This window comes from Sporosarcina cyprini, from assembly GCF_022048975.1.
In the GTDB taxonomy this organism is placed as follows: Bacteria; Bacillota; Bacilli; order Bacillales_A; family Planococcaceae; genus Sporosarcina; species Sporosarcina cyprini.
This window is the reverse complement of record NZ_JAKMHX010000033.1, coordinates 19462-42696: the sequence shown is the minus strand read 5'-3', so window position 1 is coordinate 42696 and position 23235 is coordinate 19462. Positions and strand designations below refer to the sequence as shown.

At 44.9% G+C, this 23235-nt stretch carries 30 protein-coding genes and 1 riboswitch; of the genes, 11 read left to right on the top strand and 19 right to left on the bottom strand.

The window, feature by feature from the left end:
- Positions 1–4 precede the first annotated feature (4 nt).
- Positions 5–478, bottom strand: a complete 474-nt coding sequence (locus L7D49_RS17575) for an S-ribosylhomocysteine lyase (protein WP_238083320.1) — start codon at positions 476–478, stop codon at positions 5–7.
- Positions 479–480: 2 nt separating this feature from the next.
- Entirely contained in the window at positions 481–1125 is a 645-nt protein-coding gene (locus L7D49_RS17570; protein WP_238083319.1) for a class I SAM-dependent DNA methyltransferase, read from the bottom strand.
- 160 nt (positions 1126–1285) lie between these two features.
- On the opposite strand from L7D49_RS17570, the gene L7D49_RS17565 reads away from it, so the two are divergent.
- Both L7D49_RS17565 and L7D49_RS17560 read left to right on the top strand, forming a co-directional pair.
- Entirely contained in the window at positions 1286–1447 is a 162-nt protein-coding gene (locus L7D49_RS17565) for a hypothetical protein (RefSeq protein ID WP_238083317.1), read from the top strand.
- Positions 1419–1586: an Elf4 domain-containing protein gene (locus L7D49_RS17560; protein WP_238083314.1), complete on the top strand. Its 168-nt coding sequence runs from the start codon at positions 1419–1421 to the stop codon at positions 1584–1586. The genes L7D49_RS17565 and L7D49_RS17560 overlap by 29 nt, the downstream gene beginning before the upstream one ends.
- A 339-nt stretch (positions 1587–1925) precedes the next feature.
- Here the strand turns inward: L7D49_RS17560 and L7D49_RS17555 are convergent, their stop codons facing one another.
- The 5 genes from L7D49_RS17555 to L7D49_RS17535 all read right to left on the bottom strand — a co-directional run bounded on the left by L7D49_RS17555 (position 1926) and on the right by L7D49_RS17535 (position 5884).
- The gene (locus L7D49_RS17555) at positions 1926–2555 is read right to left on the bottom strand and encodes a hypothetical protein (RefSeq protein WP_238083312.1); all 630 of its coding nucleotides are present in this window, start codon (positions 2553–2555) and stop codon (positions 1926–1928) included.
- A 63-nt stretch (positions 2556–2618) separates the two neighbouring features.
- Positions 2619–3458, bottom strand: coding sequence for a class I SAM-dependent methyltransferase (locus L7D49_RS17550; protein ID WP_238083311.1), 840 nt, complete (start codon positions 3456–3458; stop codon positions 2619–2621).
- The gene (locus L7D49_RS17545) at positions 3458–4231 is read right to left on the bottom strand and encodes a helix-turn-helix domain-containing protein (RefSeq protein WP_238083309.1); all 774 of its coding nucleotides are present in this window, start codon (positions 4229–4231) and stop codon (positions 3458–3460) included. Before L7D49_RS17545 ends, L7D49_RS17550 begins: the two co-directional genes overlap by 1 nt.
- 7 nt (positions 4232–4238) lie before the next feature.
- A complete protein-coding gene (locus L7D49_RS17540; RefSeq protein ID WP_238083307.1) occupies positions 4239–5060 on the bottom strand; it encodes a VOC family protein in 822 nt (273 codons plus the stop codon).
- A 368-nt stretch (positions 5061–5428) separates the two neighbouring features.
- Positions 5429–5884, bottom strand: coding sequence for a DIP1984 family protein (locus L7D49_RS17535; RefSeq protein WP_238083304.1), 456 nt, complete (start codon positions 5882–5884; stop codon positions 5429–5431).
- A 459-nt stretch (positions 5885–6343) separates the two neighbouring features.
- Between L7D49_RS17535 and L7D49_RS17530 the strand changes: the two genes are divergently transcribed.
- Positions 6344–7171, top strand: coding sequence for an STAS domain-containing protein (locus tag L7D49_RS17530; protein ID WP_238083302.1), 828 nt, complete (start codon positions 6344–6346; stop codon positions 7169–7171).
- Positions 7172–7225: 54 nt separating this feature from the next.
- On the opposite strand, the gene L7D49_RS17525 is transcribed toward L7D49_RS17530, so the two are convergent.
- The 6 genes from L7D49_RS17525 to L7D49_RS17500 form a co-directional block, all read right to left on the bottom strand.
- The gene (locus tag L7D49_RS17525; RefSeq protein ID WP_238083300.1) at positions 7226–7597 is read right to left on the bottom strand and encodes a nuclear transport factor 2 family protein; all 372 of its coding nucleotides are present in this window, start codon (positions 7595–7597) and stop codon (positions 7226–7228) included.
- Positions 7598–7622: 25 nt separating this feature from the next.
- Positions 7623–8147 carry a nucleoside deaminase gene (locus L7D49_RS17520; RefSeq protein ID WP_238083298.1) on the bottom strand — a complete coding sequence of 175 codons (525 nt, stop codon included), beginning with the start codon at positions 8145–8147 and terminating at the stop codon, positions 7623–7625.
- On the bottom strand, positions 8140–8646 hold the full coding sequence (locus L7D49_RS17515) for a hypothetical protein (RefSeq protein ID WP_238083296.1): 507 nt from the start codon (positions 8644–8646) through the stop codon (positions 8140–8142). Before L7D49_RS17515 ends, L7D49_RS17520 begins: the two co-directional genes overlap by 8 nt.
- 19 nt (positions 8647–8665) lie before the next feature.
- The gene (gene nadX / locus L7D49_RS17510) at positions 8666–9448 is read right to left on the bottom strand and encodes an aspartate dehydrogenase (RefSeq protein WP_238083294.1); all 783 of its coding nucleotides are present in this window, start codon (positions 9446–9448) and stop codon (positions 8666–8668) included.
- Between the two features lie 37 nt (positions 9449–9485).
- The gene (locus L7D49_RS17505) at positions 9486–9677 is read right to left on the bottom strand and encodes a hypothetical protein (RefSeq protein WP_238083292.1); all 192 of its coding nucleotides are present in this window, start codon (positions 9675–9677) and stop codon (positions 9486–9488) included.
- Positions 9678–10072: 395 nt separating this feature from the next.
- Positions 10073–10447 (bottom strand): YhfM domain-containing protein, encoded by a 375-nt coding sequence (locus tag L7D49_RS17500; RefSeq protein ID WP_238083289.1) that lies wholly within the window; start codon positions 10445–10447, stop codon positions 10073–10075.
- 160 nt (positions 10448–10607) lie between these two features.
- Between L7D49_RS17500 and L7D49_RS17495 the strand changes: the two genes are divergently transcribed.
- Positions 10608–11426, top strand: coding sequence for an MBL fold metallo-hydrolase (locus L7D49_RS17495; RefSeq protein ID WP_238083287.1), 819 nt, complete (start codon positions 10608–10610; stop codon positions 11424–11426).
- A gap of 46 nt (positions 11427–11472) precedes the next feature.
- On the opposite strand, the gene L7D49_RS17490 is transcribed toward L7D49_RS17495, so the two are convergent.
- Positions 11473–11964: an antibiotic biosynthesis monooxygenase family protein gene (locus L7D49_RS17490; protein WP_238083285.1), complete on the bottom strand. Its 492-nt coding sequence runs from the start codon at positions 11962–11964 to the stop codon at positions 11473–11475.
- Positions 11965–12449: 485 nt separating this feature from the next.
- Between L7D49_RS17490 and L7D49_RS17485 the strand changes: the two genes are divergently transcribed.
- Together L7D49_RS17485 and opuFB are read left to right on the top strand one after the other, a co-directional pair.
- A complete protein-coding gene (locus tag L7D49_RS17485; RefSeq protein WP_238083283.1) occupies positions 12450–13400 on the top strand; it encodes an ABC transporter ATP-binding protein in 951 nt (316 codons plus the stop codon).
- The gene (gene opuFB / locus L7D49_RS17480; protein ID WP_238083282.1) at positions 13393–14910 is read left to right on the top strand and encodes an osmoprotectant update ABC transporter permease/substrate-binding subunit OpuFB; all 1518 of its coding nucleotides are present in this window, start codon (positions 13393–13395) and stop codon (positions 14908–14910) included. The genes L7D49_RS17485 and opuFB overlap by 8 nt, the downstream gene beginning before the upstream one ends.
- Positions 14911–14970: 60 nt before the next feature.
- On the opposite strand, the gene L7D49_RS17475 is transcribed toward opuFB, so the two are convergent.
- Positions 14971–15270 (bottom strand): hypothetical protein, encoded by a 300-nt coding sequence (locus tag L7D49_RS17475; RefSeq protein WP_238083280.1) that lies wholly within the window; start codon positions 15268–15270, stop codon positions 14971–14973.
- Positions 15271–15384: 114 nt separating this feature from the next.
- Positions 15385–16002, bottom strand: coding sequence for a nitroreductase family protein (locus L7D49_RS17470; RefSeq protein ID WP_238083278.1), 618 nt, complete (start codon positions 16000–16002; stop codon positions 15385–15387).
- Positions 16003–16127: 125 nt separating this feature from the next.
- Between L7D49_RS17470 and L7D49_RS17465 the strand changes: the two genes are divergently transcribed.
- The 4 genes from L7D49_RS17465 (at position 16128) to dapA (ending at position 18744) form a co-directional block, all read left to right on the top strand.
- Entirely contained in the window at positions 16128–16487 is a 360-nt protein-coding gene (locus L7D49_RS17465; protein WP_238083276.1) for a winged helix-turn-helix transcriptional regulator, read from the top strand.
- Between the two features lie 23 nt (positions 16488–16510).
- Complete coding sequence (locus L7D49_RS17460; RefSeq protein WP_238083274.1) at positions 16511–16663, top strand: hypothetical protein; 153 nt, start codon at positions 16511–16513, stop codon at positions 16661–16663.
- 156 nt (positions 16664–16819) lie between these two features.
- Entirely contained in the window at positions 16820–17290 is a 471-nt protein-coding gene (gene yiaA, locus L7D49_RS17455; protein ID WP_238083272.1) for an inner membrane protein YiaA, read from the top strand.
- Between the two features lie 127 nt (positions 17291–17417).
- Positions 17418–17595: riboswitch (Lysine riboswitch) on the top strand.
- Positions 17596–17850: 255 nt separating this feature from the next.
- Positions 17851–18744: a 4-hydroxy-tetrahydrodipicolinate synthase gene (gene dapA / locus L7D49_RS17450; protein WP_238083270.1), complete on the top strand. Its 894-nt coding sequence runs from the start codon at positions 17851–17853 to the stop codon at positions 18742–18744.
- 63 nt (positions 18745–18807) lie between these two features.
- Here dapA and L7D49_RS17445 read toward each other — a convergent pair whose 3' ends face one another.
- Both L7D49_RS17445 and L7D49_RS17440 read right to left on the bottom strand, forming a co-directional pair.
- Complete coding sequence (locus L7D49_RS17445) at positions 18808–19419, bottom strand: Type 1 glutamine amidotransferase-like domain-containing protein (RefSeq protein ID WP_238083268.1); 612 nt, start codon at positions 19417–19419, stop codon at positions 18808–18810.
- A 23-nt stretch (positions 19420–19442) separates the two neighbouring features.
- Complete coding sequence (locus L7D49_RS17440) at positions 19443–20429, bottom strand: quinone oxidoreductase family protein (protein WP_238083265.1); 987 nt, start codon at positions 20427–20429, stop codon at positions 19443–19445.
- A 502-nt stretch (positions 20430–20931) separates the two neighbouring features.
- Here L7D49_RS17440 and L7D49_RS17435 point away from each other — a divergent pair.
- Complete coding sequence (locus tag L7D49_RS17435) at positions 20932–22503, top strand: MFS transporter (protein WP_472908865.1); 1572 nt, start codon at positions 20932–20934, stop codon at positions 22501–22503.
- 53 nt (positions 22504–22556) lie between these two features.
- Here L7D49_RS17435 and L7D49_RS17430 read toward each other — a convergent pair whose 3' ends face one another.
- Entirely contained in the window at positions 22557–23234 is a 678-nt protein-coding gene (locus L7D49_RS17430; RefSeq protein ID WP_238083260.1) for an ABC transporter ATP-binding protein, read from the bottom strand.
- Position 23235 lies beyond the last annotated feature (1 nt).

Here is a 23235-nt window from a genome sequence, read left to right as displayed (position 1 = left end):
TCTTTTATTGAAATACTTGGGTCCACTCGCTCCGTTTTTCAAGCATGCCTTTTGCCGCTTCCTTCGCGCCTTCCAGACTGTGACTTGCCGCCCAACCGCATTGAACTTCATTGCACGCCGGCACTTCGTCTGCTTCTAACACGTCTTGCAACGTCTTCTCCAGTATCGTAAGCACCTCATCATAATCATCATGATTGATGAGCGCCATATAATAACCCGTCTGGCATCCCATCGGACTAATATCAACGATACGATCAGAGTGATTCCTGCTGAATTCCGCCATCATATGCTCAAGGGAATGAATCGCCGGCATTTCCAAATGATCCTTGTTCGGTTGTGTAAAACGAATGTCGTATTTGCGAATCACATCCCCATTGATTCCTTCTTTCACCCCAGCCAAACGTACATACGGCGCTTTCACCTTCGTGTGATCCAAATTGAAACTTTCCACGTTCATCTTCTTTTCCGTAGCAGACATGTTCATCTCTCCTTTTTTGTAGCGTCCATTAGCCAAACGAAATCATTTTGCTGCTCAAACTTCACGTCAAACCCTGCAGTATGAAACATCTCCATCAAGCTTGGAATGGTGGAATAATATTCTGTCCTTAAATCTCTCGCCAGCCGGAAATACCCTTTCTGCTCCGATTCTTCAATTTTCTGCTCCTTCGCCAGCTCCGTCATAAAAACGGTGTCAGCAAAAACGATTCGACCATTCTGTCTTAACAGGCGATGAAAATTGACCAGCGCCTCCGCTTTCTCCTCGTCTGTCAAATGATGAAAAGCATACGTGCTGACCATCGTGCCGACCTGCACAGAAGGCTCCGGAAACTCCAAAAAGTGCCCATCGACTACATCCAAGTCGGGAAGTTTTTGAAGAACTTTTTCTCTCATTCCTTTGGAAGGTTCCACCCCATACACTTCCAAGCCTTGAGCCAATAGCTTCTCCGTCAAATTCCCTGTCCCCACCCCAAATTCCACAACAAAGCCCTCACTCCGCTGTGCCACGTTCTCCAAAATCTCCTCATACTTCGCAAACACATCTTTATACTCCAAATCAAAACCAGCCACTGTACTGTCATACGACTCCGCCCATTGATCGAACAGCTCATTAAACTCAATTCCCATTAAAAACACCCTTTTCTTATCAACTTACTCGGAATTAATTTTAAGACTACCAAATGTATTTTGAAATAGCAAGGAGGTTTTTCGCCTATATGGGTTATGCTGCCTGAGATTTAGGGGGTGATGAAGTGATTTTTAGAACTGCTTCAGGTGAGGCACGCTTGTGAGAGATCGAGTTTTAATACTGACACGACTTCCGATTGATAAAACAAGAGATACTTCCGTACCGTCGCAACTACACGAGACCGGGAAAGGTGATACGAACAGTTCACAGATTATACGAGAGGCGGATACGAGTGGTTCGAAGGCAGATACGAGAGGTTAACTCGAATATACGAGCGGTCCACAAATTATACGAGCGGTTGTCGGTGGATACGAGTGGTTCGAGGGAAGATACGAGAGGTTACCTAGTTATACGAGCGCTTATCCCACCTAATCGAGCGGTTACAAATTCACGCCAATAAATCAAAAAACCCATCCACCGGAGCAGGCTCCAGGGAGGGGCTAGATACAGATAATGCACGAAATAATCAGCTTGGCAGTGAACGATGGGCCAACACAAGAATCCCGTAACTGGTTCCCCAAGGTTTGAAAGAGCCTTGATTGTTAAGCGTTTAACTTTAATCGATGAAGAACTTTAAGATCTAAGTTTTACAGCTTTGAACGCTGAGTTTTGAGCTTTTATTCTGCTCAGTAAAAGTCATTTGATTAGTTGAGGCCGGTTTTCTATTTGACCCAAAGAAATTCCGGTAAAAGAAGGGTCTTGTGGATATCGTTTTCGATTACTCATGCATTGGTGAACATTATATGGTAATGGTCGTGATAGCGTTTGATTCGGATAAGACGGCATCAACTTCGGCTTTGAAGCTCGAGACCCGCTCTTCCCACTCTTCAATCCTCTTATCCAAATGCAACGGGTCGATCAGGACGTATTCATTACGTTCCATGAATGACTTTGTATGCAATTCGACTTCTTCTTTTTTCGCATGTTCTTTGTTGCCTAAGATGGCAGTCAAGTAGTCTTCCAAGCGGCTTGGGAGGGACTCGTTTTCCGTGGATAGTTTATTGATGGCCATTCGACGTTTCCCAATCATAGTCGAAAGCAATTTCTCTTCATGTGCAATCGAAGATTTTCGCTCAATCGCTTTCGCAACCGTCATTTTTTCCCCGGCGACCACGACTTCCGTAACCGCGTTGGACTGGACAATCGCATCCTTTAACCGGTTGCGACGTTCGAGCAGGGATACTGCCTTGTCGAAACCAGCTTGGATTGTCTTTTCATAGTCTTCGATGGTGAGGCCATTTATTTTCTGTGCCGATTTTCGGTCTGTTGCGATGAAGTCTGCCTCATTGATCGCTTTTGGGATCCGGTCATTCAAGGTTTTCAGTTCGGATAATGCCCGATGAATTGACATCGTTTGTGTTGTAGTCATTACATCTCCCCCTTGTCGTATGACCAGTTTATCATGCTGTCCCAGTAAGTGGAATTGTTATGGTTACTCGCAGGTTGCAACGAATGCATAGGTAGAGAGAGGTTTGATTGAATGCTGGTTCCGTGCCTCTTCCAACAGTTGAATTTCTGCATGGAGCAAGCTCTTCACTTTATCCGGCACTTCTGTGAGATTATGCAGATCCTTATATTCGGATAAAGTCATCTCAATCTCCCATTCCCCATCTTGCAGTTCCGGGGAAACGATGGTTCCCTCTCGTTGAATGGACCAGCCTGTACTTTTTGCAATCCGCTCTACGTCCATCGGAGTGAACAGCGTCCGCACATTGGCTAAACTATCTGTTTTAAAACACTCATAATGTGATTGAATCAATACCGCCAAGAAATGAGGATATTGCTCGATCGTTTGGATACGCGTATCCCATTCTGCAAAACAAAGTTTCCCGCCCCATTTCTTGATTTTAGAAAATATGGCCGCCAGTGTTTCAAACGACTCCAAATACCATGAGCAATGGGAGAAGACAATAAAATCAAACGTCCCAGGTGGAAAATCGACGTCCTCCGATAATACATCACATTCAAATCGAATTTCCGTTTGGCTCCCGAGCGGAGATTGCTTCAAATGAGCAGCCGCTTCTCCAAGCGTAACCGGACTTCCATAGGATGGGGTTGCAATATCAAGGCCAATGACACTTCCCTGTTTGCCAACCGTGTACGCTAATGCAGCGGTCGTATCCCCTTGACCACAACCAATTTCCAACACCTTGCTGCCTTTGCTGATTCCCCAGAAATCAATAAGCTTCAGTCGATGTTCTGTCTGAATGCGCTGCACCTCCTCGCCCCCAGGAAAAACCGCCATACATTCTACAATTTCCTTTACCGCCATCAAAACCTCTCCTTTTCCATCAAGGGAATTAAATACGTAAATGTTGTATCCTCTAAAGAAGCGAACCGCTCCAATTTTTGGCCTTTTGTTTGGAACCCGAATTTCTGCAGCATTTGAATAAAAGAGAAACAGAGAAACGGGTCCGTTACGTCGCCTTCCATTGTGGCGTAGAGCTGGGGATGGTAGTGTTCCACATACACATCGTCGCCCATCGACTGAGGCAGCTTGCAATCTGCCTCCAAAAGAAACCCAACCTCTCCCGTCATCCTATCGCCAACCGAATCCAATGTTTTTATGTAAATGCCAGGGGCGATGCGTATCCCCCATTTCTTTATCTCCTCCAAATCCGCTTCTATCACGGCGTGAAAAGGATGGATTTTTCGCTCCACAGCATGTGTAAACCAGATGAACTTCCGGGGCTCATTCCACTTTACTAAATGGACATGATTTTCTGCCGGCCGAATCCCGCCAAGGTATTGTTTCGCAACTTGGATGGAGGAGAGCTTGGATTCCACCTCCTGCTGCCATTTCGTTATGAAATGATGTTTCTGTTCTTCTGATGACCCGAGAAATTGTTTAATTTCCTCAATGGCCACGTCTGCATGACGCAACGAATGGATCATCCTGGCAGAGGAAATTTGCTTTTCATCATAGAGTCGATACCCACTATCGGATCGATGGGCTGGCTTCAGTAGATTCTTTTGATCGTAGAATCTCAAAGTGCTGGCGGGCAACCCTGTCCGAGCAGAAAATTCGTTAATTGTAAATGTCATTTGCGTATCACCGTAATGGATAGGACCAAACGTTGATTTGATTGCCATCCGGGTCGTGAAAATGAAAGCCGGCCCACCCTGTATTTGCATTGCCTGCAATTTCAGACAGCTGGATCCCTTCTTCCGAAAGTTTTTCATACGTCTCATAAAAAACATCCGGACGCACATCGAAATAATTGCGTACTGATGGATAACCATTTTTGGCATCGGACCTATCGATCTGTTCGAATAAAATCGCATCGTATACGACTTGCTTTAATTCATTCCAATCATAGGCGTCCTCGACCTTCAAAAAAGCATGTCGAACCTTATGACCCTCTAAGATGAATCCCAAATGCTTCTCATACCAATCAATGGACTGCCCAATGTCAGCAACACCAATACTCATACATACGATATCACTGAAACCGGTCACTCGAACATTTTCAAATTGGCCGTCCTGCTTCGGATTATGGACAACAGTCAATCTTGCCCCGTCGAATGCTTGGATGTCAAAACGCCGATGTCCCGTCGGCAATGGGGCCAGTTCGGTATAGTGTATTTTTTCCTTCGAAAAATAAGCGAGCGTATCTTCCAGATCGATCGCTTCAAAACAAAGGCGAGTTTCGCCCTCAAACTTTTCCCTCAACTGAAAATGATCGAGTTCTGACTCGAATGATTTTAACGTCACGACCCCCAACCGGGGCATCTTCAAGAAAGCCTTTTTCCCGACCGGCGTAATGATTTTATCCAAACATGTCCAACCGAGATGGGTCGTATACCATTCTACCCCTTCGTCAAATTTGTCCCATTCCACCATAATAAAACCGCCATCCCATCGAAATGCCATTTCATATCCTCCCTTTCGTCACCCTTTATATTGTTCATTGTAAAGGTTCCACTTGGTTGAAGGTCAAAGTATTTTTTTCAAATTACTCATTTTTTATTTTATTTCCATCAACACAAAAAGCACCTACACATCTTCATGTAGGTGCATGCTTGTAATGAAGTCCCCGTTCCCACCCTCACTGCCGTCGCAAATTAGTACATGGTCGTTACAATGACAATCTACTTGTACTGATGTTACGGTACTGGGCGTCAATTGTTCGTATCGGACTCGAACCGAGTGGCATAGCCCCATCTGCCTACCGTTAGTCCAACTTGCCCAGTTGGCGGGTTTGCACTCACCTTTGCGATTCGGTAGCTACCGACTCTCTTTTATAATAAATCCACTGACCAGTTTAATCCTTGGATTTTCGTATCCAATTCACGGAACTCCTTGGATAGCCGGTCTATCTTCTTTTGCATAGCCGCCACATCCACAGCGCTGATCATTTTGATTTCTGCACGACTGTAGCGGTCTGCCCGTACGGATGCCTGCTCGGCAATTTTCCCAAGTATTAACCGTTTTTCCCACAGCTGATCACGATCTGCAAGAGCATCAGCAAGTGTCCGGTCATCATCGAATTGCACAGAACAATTCGTTCGATTGATTCGTTGAATGAGAGACGTCAGCTCTTTCATAATGTCATCCAATTCCGTCAATAACGTATTCGGATCCTCTGCGGGCTGTTCTCCTTCTTGCACTTTCACGTTATTTCCGATCCGCATTTTCAATTGCTCAATTCTTCTTTGATAGTCCGCCCGTGTAATTAATGCTTCCGCAAGTTTCACGAAACTTCACCTCTTTTGTCTTCATGATCTAGTATCTACTCTTCTGCTCTACTAATTAATTTCTTCATCTACCTGCTAAATCCTTTATTTTACTGTAGAAATCTACAGCTCATTATTACAATCTTCATTGATACCCACCAATAATTTGGTGATTATTTGTCGAAGCTATTCTATTTGAAGAAGCATTCAGAAAATCTAAGTGATACCATACAGAAAGAAGACGCAAGCGATCATTCTTTCAAACGAACTGCTAGAAACAAAAGCTGATGTCCTTCGGCTGCAGCAAGCCTGATAATATTGAGATGCTTCTGATCAAGCCCACTTACCTGCTTAATCATGTGCTTCTTTTATCTCCTGACATCCCGAACCGTAAATTATTAGCAATAGCCATCCATTTATATTAAAGTAATAGAAAGGTTTAGAGCTCGATTACGCAATCCAACCAGGGGAGGCAAAGCAGTGACAAGATGTGAGGAACTATACGAATTCTTGATGAGCAAAGCAACAGAGTTAACAGAGAGATGGTATGAAGAGGCGGACAAGACTTCAGGCGTTTATGCTTCTACGAATCCTAAAGAAATAAGTTTCTTAAAAGAACAAAATAAGTTATTTCATCTTAAATTCTTTAAAGTATTAAAAGAGGATGAGGACATATTCCTGAAAAACTTAGAGGAGTGGATTTTGGCAGTCGCTAAAGATGAAAGCCATCAAGTAACGCCAATCAACTCCATTATGAAAGAGTTTTATCGTGTCCGAAATCATTACTTGGAGCTCGTTCAACAATTCATTGCCGAACAGAATGGTACGGAAGAAGAATTAAATAATTGGAGCCAAGTCATTATCGATACGATGGACCATGTGACCATCTGGTTCCTGGAAGAGTATGACAGATACTCGATGGAGCGGCTTCACAGCCATCGGGAACTGATCAATGAACTGAGCGTGCCCGTCATATCACTGACACCTACTACAGGATTGCTGCCGCTCATCGGCGATATTGATACGGTACGTGCTAAATCCATTTTGGATGAGGCATTGGAACAAAGTGCCGGCAAAGGACTGGATCGCCTATTCATCGACTTATCAGGCGTTCTCGTTGTGGATACAATGGTTGCTCAGCAACTATTCCAGTTACACGAATCCCTGCGGCTGCTTGGTATTCAGACAACCATTTGCGGCATTCGTCCGGAAATTGCGCAAACCGCAACGCAGCTCGGCCTGTCATTCGATAACATATCCATTTGTTCCACTTTGCAGCGGGCCTTGCAGTCCTCTGTGTTGCATTAAAAAAAGTCCTTGGCAATTTTGCCGAGGACTTTTCTATTTATAGTCAAGACCGTGTTAAAACATCCCGTTCTCATTAGGCGAGTCTGCGTTCAGCGGTTGTCCCACATCCCACATTTCCACGATCTTTCCTTCATGGAAGCGAAACAGATGCACAACCGCCGCCCCAATATCGCCAGCATGTTGTTGTATATGTGAATAAACCATGACTCTTCCGTTTTCCTCTATGGTCTGCTTCACCGTGATGATTTTTTCCGGACTCCTGTCCCCATTCTCTTTCATTGCCGACCGCAATGCTTCCGCATCTCCGGGGAAATAAGGGTTATGATGAATTAATTCAGGGCTCACATAGGTTTCAAATGCTTTGTCAATCTGTCCAGCAACGATAGTTTGAAGAAACGCCACTGCCTTGTCTTTATTCTGCTCCATCAGATGTCTCCTCCCATGATCAATCTTAAACTGTTTCTGCTTTACTTTTAGCAGCTTCCCTTAAATGGGCCACATGGTTTGGATGATCCTCCCATGCTCGCATGAGCTGTCGCTGCTTGTCTTTCAAGTCCGCCTCAGGCTCTTCAATCAATTCCATGCGGCCCATCTTCTCCTGAAAAATGCCCGCTTCTTTCATTTTGCGTAAGCCTCCAAAGCCCATTTCGTCATTCAACAGCCATACAACCCGCTTGATTTTGGAGAACAGAATTCCTCCTGTGCACATCGGACAAGGCTCCAATGTGCTGTAAAGCGTAAATGTCTTCTGACGAATTTTGGCGTCAAAAATCGCTTCACCGGCATTACGTATCGCGTCTATTTCCGCATGAGCGGTAGTATCTTGGGCGGAATGTACTCGATTCCGTCCAATAGCAATGACGTTGTACTGCTCGTCCACGAGAACGGCGCCGACCGGATATGTATTCTCTTGTAATGCCAGTTCCGCCTGCTCCAATGCCATTTCCAAATATTTTCGGTCTTGATTACTACTCAATGGACTTTCCCCTCCTAGAGTCAGTTACGCCCCGAACCGCATAGGTGAGCAATCCAGCAACGATGGTGGCAGCAAGAAACAATAAATACGTAAAGCCATTGAAGTACTGGCTGTTGACGTGCGGGGAAGCAAGCGAACTAGTAATGGAACGGATGTAATCCCAGTCACCATATCCGTGTAATTCTTTGTTTACTTGAAATAAATACTGTCGGTACTCCTCAAGCCAAAGCTGCTGAAAATAAATACCGGCCGCTATCCCGGCAGCTAGAACTAGCAACATACCTGCTACGATCGGAAGTCTTGGTTGTATCTTTTTAAAGATAAAGTACCAGAGGACGAAAGCTAAGATAAAAAGAAGTGGCAACGGCATCATGACCAAGAGGGCGACATTTCCATTCCCTGACACACCGCCTGGGCGCGGGGTTAATTGATTAATGAGCCAAAACAAACCGGCTGCCAGGAGAAGCACACAGCTAAGTGATAGACAGATCCTTTTCATGTGCAACACATCCCTCTGTTCAGCTTCCAATTCGAACCGCATTCCCTTTGTTCTTGAGGGTCGAAATGACGCTCAAAGCGGCGAGATAACTCGTTTTCGGATTTGATGGCATCGGTCTATTTTCAATCTCCATGCGCATCTCTCCAAAGTCCCCGGCAGCTTCGATACAGTGCGTGTTTCGATCAATATCAGGATCGGCGATGACACGCACCCTCGTTTTCTCGGAGCCAAGCCCAGCCAAGGATAACAATAATGCGACATTGATATTCCTCGGGAATCTATCGATTGCCTCTCTCGCAGACCCTTCGAATATCACTGCCGCTTCTTTGATGGATTCCATCCCTAACGAACGAGGTGATTTTTTCGTTGTAATCCGGACATCGTGCAGCCCGCCTATGGCATTTGCCGATTGCAGAAGATCCAGTCCTCCGATGGCTCCGGAAGGGAGATAGATTGTGACTTCATTCCTTTCTGCAAGAACTCGTATTTCCCTCAGGAATGCATCGTCTTTTAATGCACCAATACTGCTGACGATCAAGTCCGTTTTATTTTCTACAATCTGTCTCATATACTGGACAGCAGCCTCCACTGTTGCCGCTTCCACAACTATGTCAATCGATGATTGAAGAAACGCTTGAAAGTCCGTATAGAAAGCAACACCATATTGTTGTTCCAGTCGCTCTCCTACTTCGCTATTTCTGCCAAACAGCGAAACGACCTTTCCTTCCACTTGCTTTTCTTCATTGAATATCTCAAGTAAATACGTCGCAATATTGCCTGTTCCGATAATACCGATCTTCATGCTGTCCCTCCTATCATGATCGATGATCCCTGTCGGTCTACTGCCACGGATAAGTACTCCACATCTTAAAGCAGACAAAGGCGACAAATAGGACGAAAGTGAAGGCCGTAGAGATTTTTAAGACGGTTGAATTTTTCACATTCCTATTCAGCGCTTTATAAATGGTGAAATTAACTGCGATAACGGCAAGCAGCGTGAGAAAGACCCAAACCCAATATTCTATGCCCATAATCCAACACCTCCTATTACTAAATTGTCCCATTTGTCCATTTCTTTCATGGTACCACATCTGGAACACTTCATGCGTATAGCTTCTATAACACCTTTAAGAACCAGATGAGATAAAACAGTGTTAAAATTACTATCCCGATGATAGATCTAATTTTTATATACTTTATCCCCTCATCCGAAAACTCGGGATCCTCGTTATACATCCATCGTTCTCCCCATAATGTTGTATCTTCGGGATATTTCAGTTGGAGGATGAGAAAGAGATAGATAGGGCTGAATAAGATAAAGGTAATAATGAATATAAACATAACATTCCCCTTTTCTTCCAGTGTACTTATTTATATATACGTAACTGAACTTCAGGAGTTTCAAAACGACTGACATTCTGCTGGATCAATCCCTCGCCGCCATCAAGCGATGCACTTCTATTGCATCTTCCGGCTGCAAGGTATAAACGATATGCGTGTCTAAGGTGTTCTGGATTGCTCCCGACTCTTCGGAGATCCAAAGAAAGTACGTGTCGCCATCTAGTTCAAATTGATAATCCGGATTCACCATGTCCGCAATACCAGGTAGCCTTTCTGCTCGTTCCACCGCCTGCTTCAGTTGCTTTGGGACATCTGCCTCTGTGATACGTTGAAAGGAAGGTTTACTGTACGAGCTCTCAATTTCCTGCAAGGCAATAGACGGGTCCTTCTCTTTCAATACCGTACAACTGGCAATCATGGGCAGCAGTAGTAAGACAATTCCAGTAAGGTGACTTCTCATTTCTTCTCTCCTATTCGTATCTCTTAATTATTGAATAAGACGGATCGCAATTAATTAAGTAACACTATTTCTCTAATCAATTATTTATTATCTAAAAGCACTGAATAGTCATTCATTTTATGATAAGCTACTTAAAAGGGATTAAATTGGGGGTGCAGCATTGTTCATGAAGAAGAGATGCATTCTGGGGGAATCAAGCGGTGTGCGATACATAAATGGCATCCTTTCCTGGAAAGGGGTGCAGCTAAATGTGCACTGCTTTGAAACGGACGGGGTTTTGATTGATACGGGTGCCCAATCTTTACTGGAGGAGTTCAAGCCTTTCTTTGCCAATGCGGACATTGATCAAATCATCATCACGCATGCACATGAAGATCATTCAGGAGGAGCAGGATTTCTACAAAATGAGTATGGGCTGCCTATCTATATCAATGACATGTCCATCGAAGAATGTGCCGAAAAAGCAAAGTATCCTCTCTATCGGAAATGGTTCTGGGGAAAGAGGCAGCCATTTACAGCTCAGCCGATTGAAGAGTCCTTTACAAGCCGCAACTGCTCGTGGAGCGTGATTACGACACCCGGTCACTCACATGACCATTTGGCTTTCCTAAATAATGATACCGGACAACTCTTCTCAGGTGATTTATTCGTTCATCCAAAGACCAAACTGATCATGCGCGAAGAGAGCATCCCAACCATTATCGCTTCCATCGAAAAAGTATTGGCCTTAGAATTCAACGAACTGTTCTGCTGCCACGCAGGCTATGTCAAAGAGGGACGACAAGCGCTCCAAAACAAGCTGGCGTATCTCTATGAACTGCGGGCGCAAACCCTTGAGCTATATACGAAAGGTTGTAATTCGAAAGAAATTCAAGCAAGGTTATTTCCAAAAAAATATCCCATCAGCCGCTTTTCATCCGGCGAATGGGATTCTATTCATATGATCAATTCGATTATTAAAGAAGCGGGTACTCCGTAATTTTTCTGGAGTGCCCTCTTCTGGATGTATGAAGTGTTGCTGCCTTTCACTGATAAGTTGTCACAAATGAAGGACGCGGGAAAATATTCGGCCGCTTGTCGATGCCCTCGCTCGTCCCCCGTTTGGCATGAGCTTTCGAGTAGGCTTGCGATTGCTGCCAGCCAGTAAACGATTCCTCGTTTTCCCACATGGTCAGAATGACATACGTATCGGAATCCAGCGGCCGGAGAACACGAATCGCGACAAACCCCGGCTCCTGTTCAATCAGGCCTGCCCGATTCCGAAAACGCTGCTCAAACAGCTCTCTTCCATCCTCGCTGACCGGTATATTATTCAGCACAGCAAAACGGCCCGGCTCCAGTTCCCCAGTCCGGTCCCGAACCTCGTACGACTCGGTCCATTCAACCGGCGAAGTCTCTGCCTCCAGCAACAGCAAATGCTCATCACTATTTTTCAAATGAATGATCGTATTGTCCTCAAATCGTTCCTTCAAATCCTGTGCTTCCTGCTCACCGACAAGCCACTTATACACTTTCATTCTGGCAAACTCCTCTCTATCATCTTCTGTATATATTGCATCTGCCTTAATTGTAGCACTTCACCGGGCGATCGTTATCTATTATGCCCGCTTTGATTTTATTGGTTAGTTTTGATGAGTTATCGATTACTTTAAAAGTGTTATCGGTCACTTTGACATGGTAATCGATTAATCCCGTTTTTATCAGGCAAATTAAATGCGTGATCGATCACTTCCTAGATTTTATCGATTCCTTTGAAAAAGTTATCGGTTTCTTTACCATGGTTTTCTATTTCTTCTAAAAGGGTATCAGTCAGTTAGTTAGGGTTATCCGTCATTCCTCTTTTACCGGGGATGTTCGGACTTCAGCAGAAAGCTCATGACTTTCCTGCTGTTCTCATACATAGTAAGTCTACAACTCTGTAATATCCCCTAACCAAATTGGATATCATTTCCTACAACTAATAACTTATGGCATGATAGGAAAATAGGAAAGGAGTGAACCGATGATTCGTTTTGAAAATGTGTCGAAGTCTTATGATGAGCAAACGGTTGTTGTGGATTCGATCAATTTGGAAATCAAACGGGGCGAGTTTCTTGTGTTGATTGGTCCAAGCGGCTGCGGAAAGACGACGACGTTAAAAATGATTAATCGCCTCATCCCCCTCACGGAGGGTACGATCTGGATCGACAACAAGAAAGTCAGCGAGTATCCGATTCATGAACTGCGCTGGCGTATCGGGTACGTTCTGCAGCAGATTGCCTTGTTCCCGCATATGACGATTGAGGAGAATATTGCGATTGTCCCTGAGCTGAAGAAATGGAAAAAGGATCGGATTCATGCCCGTGTGACCGAATTGCTCGACATGGTGGGTCTCGACGCAGAAACGTACCGGCATAGGAAACCGAGTGAACTATCCGGCGGGCAACAGCAGCGAATTGGTGTGGTCCGCGCATTGGCGGCTGATCCCGACATTATCCTCATGGATGAACCGTTCAGCGCACTTGATCCAATTAGCCGCGCGAAATTGCAGGATGATTTGATGCATCTGCAGAAGACGATCCAAAAGACGATCGTCTTTGTCACGCATGATATTCAGGAAGCTTTAAAGCTGGCAGACCGGCTTTGTATCATGAAGGATGGAAAAATAGAACAGATCGGGACGCCCCAAGAAGTGACATCCCAGCCGGCTACAGCTTTTGTCCATGAATTTATTACAAGCGGCATACCGGAACCTTTTAAAATAGCAGACCATTTACGGCCCATTGCAGAAGGATTCGATCGCTTTCCATCCATCTCAATCGACGACGGCTGGGCGGAACTCTTGCATTCCCTAGTTGATTCAGATCAGGTGGCGGTTCAAAAAGAAGGCGAAGTGGTTGGCATGATATCACGGGAAACTGTAATTGCTTATTTGGCTGATGATGCAAGGGAGGGACGTCTAGCGAATGAATAATTTTTTGAATGTCTTTCAAGACAGGAAGGCTGAATTGGCTAGTGCGCTTTTGACGCATATCCAAATCTCGCTGATTTCCCTCTTTCTTGCAGTACTCATTTCCATTCCGATCGGCATTTATTTAACGAACCGGAAACGGGTGGCTGAAACGATCATAGGTGCGAGCGCAGTGCTTCAGACGATCCCATCGCTTGCCCTTCTCGGCCTGCTCATACCCTTGTTTGGCATCGGCAAAGTGCCTGCTATTATCGCACTTGTCGCTTATGCCTTGCTTCCGATTTTACGGAATACGTATACAGGCATTAATGAAGTGGATCCATCCTTGAAGGAAGCGGCGACTGCGATGGGGATGAATCGCTGGAAACGGCTTGCGAAAGTTGAGCTCCCGCTTGCCATGCCCGTTATTATGGCAGGAATCCGCACTTCTATGGTCCTCATCATTGGAACGGCTACACTTGCCGCACTGATTGGAGCCGGTGGACTTGGGGATCTGATCCTGCTGGGAATTGATCGTAATGATCCTTATCTCATCGTGCTTGGCGCCATTCCAGCTGCCCTGCTCGCACTTGGATTTGATTTCTTGTTGCGGAAGTTTGAAGGATTGTCCTTTAAGCGCGCAACGATTGCATTAACTGCATGCTTGGTTATTGCGATTCTCGTTATTATTCTGCCGTTCATCTCGCTGCGCGAAGACAAACAGCTTGTAATCGGAGCTAAGCTTGGAGCGGAGCCGGAAATTCTTATAAATATGTATAAGCTCTTAATTGAAGAAGAGACTGATTTGTCCGTTGAACTGAAGCCCGGTCTAGGCAAGACATCGTTCGTCTTCCAAGCTCTGCAATCCGGGAGCATTGATATGTATCCTGAATTCACAGGGACCGCTTTGTCCGAGTTTTTGAAAGAAGAGGCTGTCAGCAACGACCGAAACGAAGTGTATGAGCAGGCAAGGGATGGCTTGGCTGAGCAATTCGACCTCGCCCTGCTGCCTCCAATGGCATATAACAACACGTACACACTGGCAGTTTCCGAAGCCTTTGAACAACAATATGGCGTGAAAACCATCTCGGATCTCGCGGCTGTCGAAAGTGCTGTCAAAGCCGGATTCACCCTTGAGTTCAAAGACCGCGAAGACGGCTACCGAGGCATTCGCAGCCTATATGGTCTCGACTTCCCATCGGTTAAAACGATGGAGCCGAAACTCCGCTACCAGGCAATAAAAACCGGTGATATTAACCTGATGGATGCCTATTCAACAGACAGCGAACTGCAACAATATAAAATGACGGTCCTCGAGGACGACAAAGAGCTCTTCCCGCCTTATCAAGGAGCGCCTCTCTTGCGGGAGGAGACTCTGAAACAGTATCCAGAGCTCGAAGACGTACTCAATCAACTCGCCGGCAAAGTGACCGACGATGAAATGCGCGACATGAACTATCGAGTGAACGCGGAAGGAGAAAGTCCCGTAGACGTGGCACGCGAATTTTTAAAGAATGCGGGTTTATTGAAATAAACAAGACGGCCGAGATCAATGATTCCTGATCTCGGCCATTCCTTTCTTGGAAGAGCACGCTTAAGTCGAATGCTCAAGCGGCACGACGAGAAGCCCCAGTTCATCCACCTTGTATCGATCGAGCGCTTGTTGGAGCTTATGCACGTATGTCACGATATACGTTCCGGACCAAACCGTGTCATAGTCGTCCCATAATTCAATATGGCCGCCATCGTGGATGACATGTGAATCTGTTTTATCTTCATACACATAGACGGCCGTCGGGGTGAAATAAAGAATGACAGGATACAATTCCTCCAGCTCCCCCGTTATTTCAGCTGGCTGCCCGCTATAAGGATTTTTGAGTTTATTAAAGAACACCAATCACTCCTTCTTGTCTACTACCCTTCATACGTTTAAACCGGATAGAAGATTCAATACATAACAAAAAAGGCGGGTCCATATGAACCCAGCCAATGAATATAATTTTTTCTGTTAGATAAATTTCACTTTATTCTCGATCGGAAGCCGGGTAGTTGGATACGCCGGAGCATTTTCCTTGCCAATTGTAATGAGGACGATTGGGAAATACCGCTCATCTACTTGGAAGCGTTCAGAGAACTTTGCTTTGTCGAAGCCGCCCATCGGCCCAGTCGCATACCCGCGATTTTTTGCAATCAGCATGAACTGCATCGCAGCAAGACCCGCATCAAATGTCGCCATGTTCTTACGTGCTTCTTCCGGCGCGTAAGGATACGTCTTGTTTGTATTGCTGACAAGCACTTCCTTGCTCGCATCGTCAATATAGCCTGCCTCTGACATACTGTCATAGACCGGGCCTACATTTTTATAAAACTCTTTGTCGCCTAATACCGCGATGACAGCAGAAGCAGTTTCGATCTGTTCCTGATCATACGCGATCGCCCGCAAGTCTTTTCTTTCCTCGGCATCCAGAAAGACAATGAATTCCCAAGGCTGCAAATTGCTTGTTGAAGGCGCCAGCGTCGCTTCTTCCAGCATTTCAAGCAGTTCCTCTTTTTCAATCTGTGCATTCGGATCGTATTTTCGGACTGACCGGCGTTCCCGAATCAATTTGGATAGATGTTCTGACATTCCAATTCCTCCTGTTTCGAACTAATCTTTAGTAAGTACGAAACTAGCATACTTTTAGTAAGCAAGGGCGTCAAGTGTTTTGCAATGTGATATGATGAGTAAAAGTAAAAAACGGAGTTGGAAGTATGGAAAAAGATCTTAAAACGATAGAAACCGGCACGGAGTCCACCTGCCAGAAATACCGAAGCGCCATCGAGTTCATTGGTAAGAGATGGACGGGTATCATTATCTTTAATTTGTTTGACGGTCCAAAACGATACCACGAACTGCTGAATGCAATTGACGGCATCTCAGATAGGTTGCTGTCAGAGCGACTTAAAGATCTGGAAGAAGAAGGATTGCTGGAGAAGCGCATCATAGCGAAAGCACCGAGAAAGGTTGAATACGAATTAACCCCGCCGGGTCATGAATTCAAGGATGTCTTCAAAGCAATATTAGGCTGGGTCGAGAAGAAGGAAGAGTTTGTGAACCGAAAAGAGAACTAGTGCGAATCCAAGGGGGTGTTCCTATGGTTTATCTTATTACGCTCGGCATACTATTCGTCGTCAACTTTATCATCTGTTCCATTATCACGATCCTCTTCGGTCGAACTCGGAAACTTGATTGGGCAATAGTTGCCGTCATTAGTTTTCTCCTCGCCCTTATCGTGATGGCTTTCTAATTTTCTAGTAAATAGCTGAACTTTACAGAACGCTTCCTAACAGGCTGGCGTTCTTTTTCTTGCAAATAATTTGCGAAGAGAAACAATATTTCAAATATCAATTGTCGCCTCGTAAACTTTTAGCTATGATGAAGTAAAGGGAAGGGAGATGATTCAATGACTCAGGAAAAGGAATATGTAATTGAAAAAGAGAAACCCCACATTCCAAAAATAAAAGTAGAAAGAAAAGACGGTGAACCGACAGCTGCTTTCAAAGGGGCATCCATTGCGGCGTTGCTAATTGGAGTATCATCCTATTTAATCGGCTTGTTCAATGCGAGCATGGAATTAAATGAAAAAGGCTATTACTTTGCCGTTCTCATTTTCGGTCTTTATGCATCCGTTTCATTGCAAAAGGCGGTCAGAGATAAAGAGGAAGGCGTCCCGGTGACAAATATTTATTATGGCATCAGCTGGTTTGCGCTGATCATCGCGATCGCTCTTATGGCGATTGGCCTGTACAATGCCGGCAGTATCTTCTTAAGTGAAAAAGGTTTTTATGCAATGGCATTTGTGTTAAGTATTTTCGCGGCAATTACGGTCCAGAAGAATGTCCGGGATACACAAAAGGCGAGAGAAACGGATTAATAGCTTTTATGCTGTAAAGTTACTTTTCAATCGAATTTTTAAAACTTTTTAAGTTTTTGCTTGCATTTACTTCTGAAAAGGGGTAAAGTCGTAGTAATTTAACATTCACTTATTTCGCAAGTTTTGAAGTAAGGATAGAGGCGCAAAGACCATCAGTACACAGTCAGAGGATAATGAGATCCGACGAAGACTGTGGAAAGGGGAATTTGCCGAAGTGGAGAGAAGCTCATTATCTCGAAGCTGGTTCTGCGTTGAATAAGCACAGAATTGTCATATAGGAAACTATATGGAGGGCTATCTTATGCAATGAAATAATTTATTATTTCAACTGCAACAACGAGCCCTCGTTGTTGCTTTTTTGCGTTCAATTCACTTGGATCGTTTAGATGCACGGAGGTCATGCTCCTGCTTCTCCAAGTTAAGCCTTCGGCGAGGGTCAGCCATTATGAGAGATGCACGTAGCAGCTCGACTAAATCCCGGCCAATTACTCCGAGGCGTGATTGATCACTTGCCCTTCTCCCTCTATTTTTTATAAAAAAATGATAGGATGTGGAGAACAATGAATTTCGGACGAATTGTAACAGCTATGGTGACTCCTTTTGATGAACAGGGTGAAATTGATTTCCAGGCTACACAGAACCTGATTAATTATTTGATTTCCAATGGCACTGAAGCATTGGTTGTCTCGGGAACAACAGGAGAATCCCCGACCTTGACGAACAAAGAAAAAGCCAAGTTATTCAAGTTTACCGTAAACGTTGTAAATGGCAGGGTGCCGGTCATTGCAGGAACTGGTACCAATAATACGAAAGAGTCCATGGAACTGACCCTGCTCGCGGAAAATGCGGGAGTCGATGGCATTATGCTCGTGACCCCGTACTATAACAAACCTTGTCAAGAAGGGCTCTATCAGCACTTTAAAGCCATTGCAGAGGTCACGACTCTGCCGATCATGTTATACAATATTCCGGGACGCAGTGTCGTTAATATGTCCGTTGAAACCGTCATCCGCCTCTCGAAGATTCGCAACATCGTGGCAATCAAAGAGGCGAGCGGTGATTTGGACACCATGGCCGAAATCATTGATCGCACGCCAAAGAGCTTTGCATTATATAGTGGCGACGACGGACTGACACTTCCTGTATTATCAATCGGCGGCGCTGGCGTCGTTTCAGTCGCATCTCACGTAGTCGGAAATGATATGCAAACGATGATCGCGCATTTCCAACGGGGCGATTTTGAACAAGCTGCCCGGGAGCATCGCAGACTGCTTCCTATCATGCGGGCTCTATTCGCAGCCCCAAATCCATCTGCTGTCAAAGCCGCTCTCAACTTAAAAGGCATTCCCGTTGGCGGTGTCCGGTTGCCGATGATTCCGCTAAATAGCGATCAGTTGCGCAGCTTATACCAATCTTTGACGCTCTATGAGGAATTAGCTTTTTCAAGGAATTGATCAACTAGCAAAGATACATGCCAGGTTCACACGATAGTGGAGCCTGGCATTTTCTCATCATAGCTATTTGTAGGGTGTTGTGATCTTCGCCAGCAGTTCCTCATTTACAAAGTGCAAGTTTTCGTTGTCTCTTAATGCATAGATGGGACTGCCCTTCCGACTGCTTGCCCAGGCATCGAACGCAAGACGCCTCGACTCTTCATTATAATGTGGACACAGACTTCCCTTCACGATCCCAAGCCCTTGAAACTCCTCATATCCTGCCTCACTTTCACTGAAGCACGTCTCAAACCAGCACATCGCACCTGCACTGATCCCAGCAAGAATCACTCCGTTTTGGTAGGCATTTTTCAAAACCACATCGAAACCGGTCCGGCGCCAGATTTCAAGCATAGAGTGGGTGTTGCCCCCTCCTACATACACGATGTCCAACGCATTTACGACCTCTTGGATAGCCGGCGACTCGAAGTCTTTACTTGTTAAATGGCTTGGTTCCTCCGCTCGGAAGGCTTCATAAAACTTATCAATATAGCCTGGCGCATCATTGCTTGCCGTTCCAATAAATGCGATTTTAATTGGTCCTTGTTTCCGGCAAATTTTTAACAGGTACTCATCAATAAAAGGGGTGTTTTCTGAAAATCCACCGCCTGAAATGGCTAGTATATGTCTTTCCATTCTTACTCTCCTCCTTTCATTCGTCATAGTGCAATACCCTTTGACTCTACCCTCAATAGTATTTTCCCTTCATAATTACGACTTTCCATTAATCGATGAGCCTCTGAGGCATCTTGTAATGTAAAAATATGAGCGATAGGAAGAGCAACCTGATGTAAAGCAATTAACTCAATTACTTGGGCAGCAATAGATGCCAATCGAGCGGGGTCTTGCTTTCTCGTAGTACCTAAACTAAAACCCTTAATACTTCTGCAGCTACTATGGACATCATTTGTAGTAAAGGTTCCTGGCAGACCACTGCTATTTCCAAATTGCACAAGTGTACCGTACAACGCTAAGCATTCTAGGCTCTTCCCTGTTACCTCACCGGCTACAGAGTCAAAGATTACATTCGCTCCTTGACCATCCGTATGATACAAGACTTCTTCAACAAACGAATCATAGGTGCATACAAGATCTGCCCCTAAGTCCTTTACATACTTTGCTTTATCCATATGGCCTACCGTACAAATGATTTTCTGCGCTCCAAATGATTTCGCTAACTGTACAAGCATGGAGCCAACACCGCCAGCGGCACTATGTATAACAATTGTATCTGTTTTCTTAATTTGTCCGATCTCATGCAATAGGATAAATGCTAAAAACGATACAGTCGGCATAGCAGCAGCCTGTTCAAATGAAAGACTTTCGGGAATTTTATAGACTAAACGTTCATCAGCAATCACGTATTCTGCATACGATCCATATTTAGGGAACGCAACAACACGGTCCCCTTTTGAAAAACCCGAATGAGGATGAGTTTCTTCAATGATTCCAGCTGCGTCCAACCCTAGTAGTAGAGGAAATTGTCCTTTCCCTTTATTGCCTTTGCGAGTTTTTATATCCGCATAATTCACACTAGTAAATGCAACTTTTAGTAAACATTCTCCAGCACTAATTTTCGGACGTTCCATTTCCTCAAACAAAAGAACATCGGGTCCACCAAACTCTTTTTGAATAATCGCTTTCACATTCATCCCTCCCATTCTCACTGTAGCATGAAATAGATATTTCATGAATTTTCAAATTCCTATGCACTTACATAAGTTTTTCGAATCAAGTTCATTAAATAAAATTCAAAATCGAAAAAAATGCAAAGGCTCCTCTACGGTGATGCTTTCAACAAGGCTTCAATTCCTATACAAACAATGATAAACGATCACGCTTGATGCATAAAAGATTGTCCCAATACAAAGGATGCGGTTCATTAATCCTCCTATAATAGCAACCGTAAACGTGAGAACAATCCTCACCAATTGGGCTTTGTACTACGTGAGTAACCAAACAAGTCTAATAGACGAAGCATAAAGGATTCTTAGCAATTTAGAATCGATGATGGACATTTTCGGGCATAATTTATTAATAGAAGAGAAACAATTAGTGAAGCACCACTTGTAACATATAGTTCACCTTCCGTTCATCTTCGATTATTATAATAATCAATCATTATTTGTGGAGGTGTGATCGATGGCAATGAAGGAAAAAAAGACGACTACCTTAGGTTTTACGATATTATTGATCGGTGTGTTCATGGCTGCTCTGGACAACGGGATTATTAGTGCCGCTTTGACAACGATCAACTCTTCATTCGATGTATCAGCGACATCGGGTGCCTGGGGAATCACACTATATACGCTCGGCCTGGCTGTCGCGACTCCAATTGTCGGGAAGCTGGCAGACCGCTATGGCCGTAAGAAATTGTTCCTCATTGAGGTCGCCATTTTTACAATTGGTTCACTCGGTGTTGCACTAAGTCCAAATTTCACTCTGTTCCTAGCGGCGCGTTTATTCCAGGCGTTCGGCGGCGGTGGAATTTTCATTATCGCCAGCTCCCATGTCCTCAGTACATTTGCGAAAGAGAAACAAGGCAGTAAGCTAGGCTTGCTTGGGGCCATGAATGGAATTGCTTCTGTTGTCGGCCCGAATATCGGCAGCTTTCTAATCGATTTGACGGGTAATTGGCATTGGCTCTTCCTAATCAATGTTCCGATCGGTATTCTATTAGTGATCTTCGGCTGGGTTTCTTTACAGGAAACTAAAACGTCCGTACTATCGAAAATCGATTTTCTTGGTATCTCCCTATTATCTTTTTCCATCTTAAGTGTCATGTTTGCAGTCAACAATTTGGGCGAAGGTGGCTTGCTGAATAGTCTTCTCGGCTGGAGCACTCTTGGTTTATTACTGCTCGGCGTTGTCCTTTTCGCGTTGCTGATCTTTGTGGAAAAGCGGAATGAAGAGAAGCATGTCGATCCGATTTTACCGTATCATTTATTGCGCAAACCAACGTATTCCATGACGATGGTGATGGGTGCACTTTCAGGACTGTTCATTGGCGCCGTCATCTTCATCCCTTCTTATGCGGAGCAAATTCTCGGCATTCCTGCATCCAAGTCAGGGTATTGGATGACACCACTTGCTTTAGCTTCAGGTATTGGTGCGGCAGGCGGCGGGTTCTTTGTTGATAAACAAGGTCCTGTGAAGACACTTATCCTCTCGGGAATCATTTCAGTTATCGGTTTCGGGGGACTCGGTCTTTTTGTAGATTCAAAACTAACTTTTATACTCTTCTCCGTAATTGCGGGAATCGGCTTCGGTTTCGTTCTTGGCGCCCCTCTGACAGTGTTGACGTCGAATGCTGCCGGCACCGAAAAAGGCTCTGCAATCGGCACGTTGTCTGTCGCCCGGCAAATCGGTTTGACGATTTCGCCTACCATTTTTGCGGCTTTCATTCAACAAGGCTTCAGTCAATTAGGCACGCTTATTCCTGAAAAGTTAAAAGCGCACGGAATCGATCCCGCTGCAATGCCGAGCGGAGCAATGGAGTCTGTCAGCGGCGGAGGCTATGCGAATATCCAGGAGAGCATCGATAAGATTCCTGTGGCGGACGTACGCGATGCTTTGAATGAAGCATTCCAAAGCGCTGTCCATTCAGCATACGAGCCGATCTACTTAACGTCCGCAGGCGCCGCTCTCTTAATGATTATCATTGCTTTAGTTTTCAGCAAGAAGTTCGCCAGAGACGCGAAAGAGCATCCTGCAGAATAACGCATGAAAAAAAGGGAACAGCATTATCACGCTGTTCCCTTTTCTATATTCTTTTATTCCACAATATGGCCATCGCGCATCGTGATAATCCGATCGACATACGGCAGCATCTCTTCGTCGTGTGTGACCATCAGCGTGGTCAGCTTGAGCGTTTTGGTCAGCTGGCGCAACAATTCCATTACATCCTTGGAACGTTTCGTATCAAGGCTCGCTGTCGGCTCATCGGCGAACAGGATTTTCGGACGATGGATAATCGCCCGTGCAATCGCTATGCGCTGCCGCTCCCCACCAGATAGAGAAGCCGGATAAGCGTCTTTCCGGTGATCCATTTCCACGAGCTTTAAGATATTGTCGACTTCTTTTTCCTGCTCTTTCTTGCTGAGCTTTGATTCTGCTACATCTAGCATTAATAATAGCTGCTCTTCCACTGTCAAAAACGGAACGAGATGGGATGATTGAAAGACAAAACCGAATTCGGACGCCCGCACTTGGCGGATTTCTTCCTGCGACATCTTCGTCATGTCTTTTCCTTCAAACAGAATTTCTCCATCAGTTGCGCGCTGCAGGCCAGCCGCGATCGTCAGAATGGTAGATTTCCCAGAGCCGGATGGTCCGATGAGCGCCGTCATCTCCCCTTCCTTCAAGGTAAGATCGACGCCTTTCAAAATCTGCTCTTCCACTTCACCATTCGTGAAGGTCTTCGTAACATCTTCTATTAGAAACGTCCCCATC

Coding starts and splice junctions, on each gene's coding strand:
- L7D49_RS17540 (WP_238083307.1), bottom strand. CDS start 5,060: ATGGCATTTCGATGGGATGGCGGTTTTATTATGGTGGAATGGGACAAA.
- L7D49_RS17515 (WP_238083296.1), bottom strand. CDS start 8,646: ATGAAAAGGATCTGTCTATCACTTAGCTGTGTGCTTCTCCTGGCAGCC.
- opuFB (WP_238083282.1), top strand. CDS start 13,393: ATGAATAATTTTTTGAATGTCTTTCAAGACAGGAAGGCTGAATTGGCT.
- L7D49_RS17505 (WP_238083292.1), bottom strand. CDS start 9,677: ATGGGCATAGAATATTGGGTTTGGGTCTTTCTCACGCTGCTTGCCGTT.
- L7D49_RS17545 (WP_238083309.1), bottom strand. CDS start 4,231: ATGACATTTACAATTAACGAATTTTCTGCTCGGACAGGGTTGCCCGCC.
- L7D49_RS17570 (WP_238083319.1), bottom strand. CDS start 1,125: ATGGGAATTGAGTTTAATGAGCTGTTCGATCAATGGGCGGAGTCGTAT.
- yiaA (WP_238083272.1), top strand. CDS start 16,820: ATGACTCAGGAAAAGGAATATGTAATTGAAAAAGAGAAACCCCACATT.
- L7D49_RS17575 (WP_238083320.1), bottom strand. CDS start 478: ATGTCTGCTACGGAAAAGAAGATGAACGTGGAAAGTTTCAATTTGGAT.
- L7D49_RS17550 (WP_238083311.1), bottom strand. CDS start 3,458: ATGGCGGTAAAGGAAATTGTAGAATGTATGGCGGTTTTTCCTGGGGGC.
- L7D49_RS17555 (WP_238083312.1), bottom strand. CDS start 2,555: ATGACTACAACACAAACGATGTCAATTCATCGGGCATTATCCGAACTG.
- L7D49_RS17525 (WP_238083300.1), bottom strand. CDS start 7,597: ATGGAGCAGAATAAAGACAAGGCAGTGGCGTTTCTTCAAACTATCGTT.
- L7D49_RS17490 (WP_238083285.1), bottom strand. CDS start 11,964: ATGAAAGTGTATAAGTGGCTTGTCGGTGAGCAGGAAGCACAGGATTTG.
- dapA (WP_238083270.1), top strand. CDS start 17,851: ATGAATTTCGGACGAATTGTAACAGCTATGGTGACTCCTTTTGATGAA.
- L7D49_RS17460 (WP_238083274.1), top strand. CDS start 16,511: ATGGTTTATCTTATTACGCTCGGCATACTATTCGTCGTCAACTTTATC.
- L7D49_RS17430 (WP_238083260.1), bottom strand. CDS start 23,234: ATGGGGACGTTTCTAATAGAAGATGTTACGAAGACCTTCACGAATGGT.
- L7D49_RS17445 (WP_238083268.1), bottom strand. CDS start 19,419: ATGGAAAGACATATACTAGCCATTTCAGGCGGTGGATTTTCAGAAAAC.
- L7D49_RS17435 (WP_472908865.1), top strand. CDS start 20,932: ATGAAGGAAAAAAAGACGACTACCTTAGGTTTTACGATATTATTGATC.
- L7D49_RS17500 (WP_238083289.1), bottom strand. CDS start 10,447: ATGAGAAGTCACCTTACTGGAATTGTCTTACTACTGCTGCCCATGATT.
- nadX (WP_238083294.1), bottom strand. CDS start 9,448: ATGAAGATCGGTATTATCGGAACAGGCAATATTGCGACGTATTTACTT.
- L7D49_RS17465 (WP_238083276.1), top strand. CDS start 16,128: ATGGAAAAAGATCTTAAAACGATAGAAACCGGCACGGAGTCCACCTGC.
- L7D49_RS17470 (WP_238083278.1), bottom strand. CDS start 16,002: ATGTCAGAACATCTATCCAAATTGATTCGGGAACGCCGGTCAGTCCGA.
- L7D49_RS17485 (WP_238083283.1), top strand. CDS start 12,450: ATGATTCGTTTTGAAAATGTGTCGAAGTCTTATGATGAGCAAACGGTT.